Source organism: Chitinophaga sp., assembly GCF_036569125.1.
In the GTDB taxonomy this organism is placed as follows: Bacteria; Bacteroidota; Bacteroidia; order Chitinophagales; family Chitinophagaceae; genus Chitinophaga.
Window position 1 is genome coordinate 1 of sequence record NZ_DATCRF010000176.1, and the last position, 5,003, is coordinate 5,003.

General features: G+C 47.0%; 4 protein-coding genes. All 4 read left to right on the plus strand.

What is annotated here, in order from left to right:
- The coding region (locus VIM87_RS06375; protein ID WP_331996169.1) for a SusC/RagA family TonB-linked outer membrane protein at positions 1-2,641 on the plus strand (2,641 nt) is incomplete at its 5' end.
- 21 nt (positions 2,642-2,662) lie between these two features.
- On the plus strand, positions 2,663-4,033 hold the full coding sequence (locus VIM87_RS06380; protein WP_331996170.1) for a RagB/SusD family nutrient uptake outer membrane protein: 1,371 nt from the start codon (positions 2,663-2,665) through the stop codon (positions 4,031-4,033).
- 256 nt (positions 4,034-4,289) lie between these two features.
- Positions 4,290-4,733: a 50S ribosomal protein L13 gene (rplM, locus tag VIM87_RS06385; protein WP_331996171.1), complete on the plus strand. Its 444-nt coding sequence runs from the start codon at positions 4,290-4,292 to the stop codon at positions 4,731-4,733.
- 14 nt (positions 4,734-4,747) lie between these two features.
- On the plus strand, positions 4,748-5,003 hold a 256-nt coding region (gene rpsI, locus VIM87_RS06390), incomplete at its 3' end, for a 30S ribosomal protein S9 (protein ID WP_331996172.1).

The following is a 5,003-nucleotide window of genomic DNA, read 5'->3' on the forward strand; positions in this document are numbered from 1 at the left end:
GGGTAAAGCCGCCGGTGTGGTAATAGAATCCGGCAGTGGTAAGGTAGGCCAGGGCTTGAAGGTGCGCATACGCGGTACTTCTTCTATCTCTGCCAGCAGCCAGCCGCTGTATGTAATAGATGGTTTGCCCATACAAACAGAGAGCCAGTCGGACGCAAACAATGAAATCACCAACCCGTTAACGGACCTGAACCCGAACGATATTGAATCTATAGAAGTATTGAAAGATGCTGCAGCTACGGCCATCTATGGTGCACGTGGGGCCAACGGTGTAGTGCTGGTTACCACTAAAAAGGGCAAGACTGGTCAGAAAACCACGCTTAACCTGGATATAAGCACCAACTGGGGTAAGCCTACTAAAAAACGCCATTTCCTGAATGCCAAACAGTATGTTGACCTGATTGAGGAAGCTGCTGTGAATGATGGCAGAATAGATTTTACCAACGGCGACAGTGGTTATGGTACGGAAGAAGAAGCCATTGCTGACTATAAAAAAGCATACGAAGGTTACCTGGATTATTACTCATTGGGAACTGACTGGAGGAACCAGGCTGTGAACACCAACTGGGAAGACCTGCTGTACCGGGATGTAGCCCGGGGCAACAATGTGAACCTGAGCGCCAGCGGTGGTAATGAAAAAACAAAATTCTTTGTATCCGGCTTTTATAACGATCAGGATGCAGTAGTAATCGTGAACCGGTTCCGCCGTTATGGCGCCCGTTTGAACCTGGAGCAGGCAGCAACAGATAAATTATCGTTTGGTATGAACCTGAGCATTAACAGGTCTGAGCTGATGCGTATTTCAGATGATAACTCACTTTCCACACCCGGTCAGCTGGTAGCGCAAATGCCTATTTCACCGCTTACAGATCCTGCAACCGGCAAACCGAACGTATACCCGAATACGTTATACTTTAACGGTTTGAACGATGCCTCGCTGAACAGTGATAAACAAACCACTTTCAGAACCATGGGCAATGCTTATGCAAACTATAACTTTCTGCCCTGGTTATCTTTCCGGAGTGAATTTGGTGCTGATGTGATGAGCTTCTACCAGGAAGGCTTTAGCAGTAAAAACTCATCAGACGGCGCCGGCATTGGTAAAGGCCAGAATTTCAGCACACAGGCGGTAACATTCAATACCAATAACTATTTCACGGTATCTCCGGTAATAGGAGAAAAGCACAAGCTGTCTGCCGTATTAGGTATGAGCTACCTGCAGAATGACAATAAGAGTAACGGCTTGCAGGCAGAAGGTTTCCCTTCAGATGCGGTAAAGAATTTATCCGGCGCTACCAAGGTTACCTTCGGTACCTCGTCCAACGACCGTTATAACTTCCTTTCCTACTTTGCACGCGCTAACTACAGCTTTAAAGATAAATACCTGGTAAGCGCCAGCGTAAGAACAGACGGATCCTCCCGTTTTGGTCCCAACAAGAAGTATGGTACTTTCCCCGCAGGTTCACTGGGCTGGATTATATCCCAGGAAGATTTTATGAAGAACCTGAAAGTACTAAGCTATTTGAAACTGCGTGCCAGCTATGGTTTAACAGGTAACGCGGAAATCGGCGAGTACCGTTATCTCTCATTGTACAGCATTACCAATTATCCCAACCTGCCAGGCTTTGCGCCTAACCAGCTGGGCAACCCTGACCTGCACTGGGAAAAAACAGCGCAGGCAGATGTAGGCCTTGAGTTTGGATTTTTCAATGGCCGCTTAACCGGTGAGGTTGATTATTACACTAAGAAAACCACCGACCTGTTGCTGAGTGTGAACATTCCGTCCACAACCGGTTACAGCTTTGTTACCCAGAACCTTGGTAAATTAAGCAACAAGGGTGTTGAGCTGAGCCTGAACTCTGTGAATATTGAGGGACCTTTCCGCTGGACCACCTCTTTTAACATTGCCTATAACAAGAACCGGGTTGGTGATCTTAATGGACAGATCATTACCAGCGGGGAACAACGGGCTGTGGAAGGCGAAGCGATTGGCGCTTTCTACCTGCAGAAATACCTGGGTGTAGATCCTGCAACCGGCGACGCTTTGTATGCCGACAAGGATGGTAAACCCACCAATAACTATAACCTGGCGGTAAGGCAGGTGGTTGGCAACTCCAACCCGGACTATACCGGCGGCTTTAACAACAATTTTTCCTACAAGGGTATTGACCTGGGCGTGCTCTTCACGTTTGTACAGGGCAATGAGATCTATAACAGGGCCGGTGTATACCAGTCAGCCAGCTTTGGCGGCAACCTGGATAACCAGACCACTGAGGTGCTGGCCAGGTGGCAAAAGCCCGGCGATATTACCAATGTACCGCGCGTGAGCCTGAGCTATCCTACCGGTCAGCGGGCCTCTTCCCGCTGGATCTATGATGGTTCCTATATACGCTTAAAAACGCTTACGCTGGGCTACAGCCTTCCAAAGGTGGTGCTGAATACACTGAAGATCTCCGGTGCAAGGATCTATGTTTCTGCCTACAACCTGTGGACAAAAACAGATTACATCAGCGATCCGGAAGTAAACACCACTCCGCTGGGTTCTTCTTCAGAAACTTCCCGCAACGTAGGCGGTGGCGTGGATTTCTATACTATCCCGCAGGCCAGGCAGTTTGTGTTAGGCGCGAACGTTAAATTTTAAGCGATCAAAAAATTGTAGAACATGCAACTTAAAAGATATATAACATACAGCCTTATCAGCGCATTGCTACTAACCGGTACAGCGTGTAATAAAAAACTGGATGTAAACCCGGCCAACAACATTACCCCGGACCAGATCAAAACTTCCGATGATGTGCAGGCCGTGCTGTTTGGTGCGTATAACTCATTGCAGCACTTTAATGCATATGGTGAACGGTATAAGCTCATGGCTGATCTGCTGGGCAGTAGCGGGCAGGTTCGGTTTACCGGCACCTTTACAGAATACAGGGATATTTTCAATAAAGCACAGGTATCCTCTTCCGCTGTGGTATCCGGCATATGGGGCCGTTCCTATATTATAATAAGCAGTGTAAATACCGTGTTGGATAAGCTGGCGCTGGTAGACGCCAGTATTAAAGATGAAACGGAAGGAGAGGCTAAATTCATCAGAGGCATTTCCTATTTTGAACTGGCTAACTTCTTTGGCCAGCCTTACTCTGCCGGCAACCAGACGGTGAATGAAACTGCGCCGCTGGTGCTGGAACCGGTAAGCTCTTATGATGCCACCCGGGATAATAAACCAAGGGCAAAAGTGTCTGAGATCTATGCTCAGATCATTAGCGACCTTACGGATGCAGTGGCCAAGCTGCCGGAGGAAAATGTGAATGGCAGGGCCACCAAGTATACTGCGTTAGCTATTTTATCAAGGGTATATCTTGCACAGCAAAAATATACAGAAGCAGCTACCGCCGCCAATGAAGTAATTGCCAGCAATAAATATGAGCTGACCAGCACCTTTGATAAGGCTTTTAATAATACGGTGAACAGCGCGGAGGATATTTTTGGGATCCAGCAGACCGATCAGAGTAATGCAGGTACCACCAACAACGGGATGGTAACCTTGTATGCCCTTGCTCCCATAGGAAGAGGTGATGTAAAAGTAGACCCTGCAGAACTGACCCTGTATGAGGATAATGATGACCGTAAGGCATTTGTGTATACAGATGACAATGGGGCTTATTATACCAGTAAATGGAGTACGCTGTATAAATCTATTCCTGTAGTACGCTTAGCTGAAATGTACCTGACCCGTGCAGAAGCTAATGCGCGCAGTGGCGCTGCACAAGTTGGTAATGCCACCCCGCTGCAGGACGTGAATACCGTACGTGAACGGTCCCATGCCACACCTTTAACTACCGTTACCGCCGACCAGATCGTGCAGGAGCGTTTCCGCGAGCTGGCTTTTGAAGGCGACTGGCTGTGGACCAAGAAAAGGCTGAAAATGAATGTAGGCACAAAAGCGTATACTGATAACTACCTGGTATTGCCGGTACCGCAACGTGAAAGGGATGTAAATAAACAACTTACACAGAATCCCGGCTACGATCAGTAAAAAAAATTATCATATGTTGGTAAAGGCTTGCTAATCATGGCAAGCCTTTACTTTTTTAAATAAAAGCCCCATCAATAGCGGATCTGGCGCTGGTTGAAAACTTTTTATCAAAATATTTATTGAAAATCAATCTATTACAAGGGGTGCTCACAAAAAATAACGTTAAACCCATGGTTATTCCGCAGCAACTACTTAGTTTTGCACTCCCGATTTTACGGGACAACTATTTACCTGACGTAAATTTTATTGTATAAAAATGAACACCTTAAGTTACAAAACGAAATCGGCCAACGAAGCTACTGTAAAGCGCGACTGGTACATTGTAGATGCTACCAACTTAACGCTGGGTCGCATGAGCGCCAAGATAGCGGCCATTCTGAGAGGTAAAAACAAACCTTATTATACGCCTCATACCGACTGTGGTGATTACGTGATCGTGATCAATGTTGAGAAAGTGATCCTGACCGGTAACAAAATGGACGAAAAAGAATACCAGACCTTTTCCGGCTATCCCGGTGGTCAGAAGATAGAGATCGCTAAAGATCTGATCCGCCGCCGTCCGGAAGTAATGATAGAAAGGGCTGTAAAAGGTATGCTGCCTAAGAACCGCCTGGGTCGTAAAATGTACAAGAAATTATTTGCCTATGCCGGTGCTGCGCATCCGCACACAGCGCAGAAACCGCAAACCTTAACTTTCTAATTCTTCTCTGATACATGGAAAAGCAAAAAAATACCATTGGTCGTCGTAAAGAAGCTGTAGCCCGCGTGTATGTAAGCAAGGGTACCGGCAACATTACTGTTAACGACAAGGACTATAAAACATATTTCGCGCTTGTATACCTGCAGAACCAGGTAGAAGCGCCCTTTAAAACCATTGACGCGCTGGACAAATTTGACGTGAAGGTGAACGCTGCCGGTGGTGGTATTAAAGGCCAGGCAGAAGCCGTGAAGCTGGGTATTGCCCGTGCAC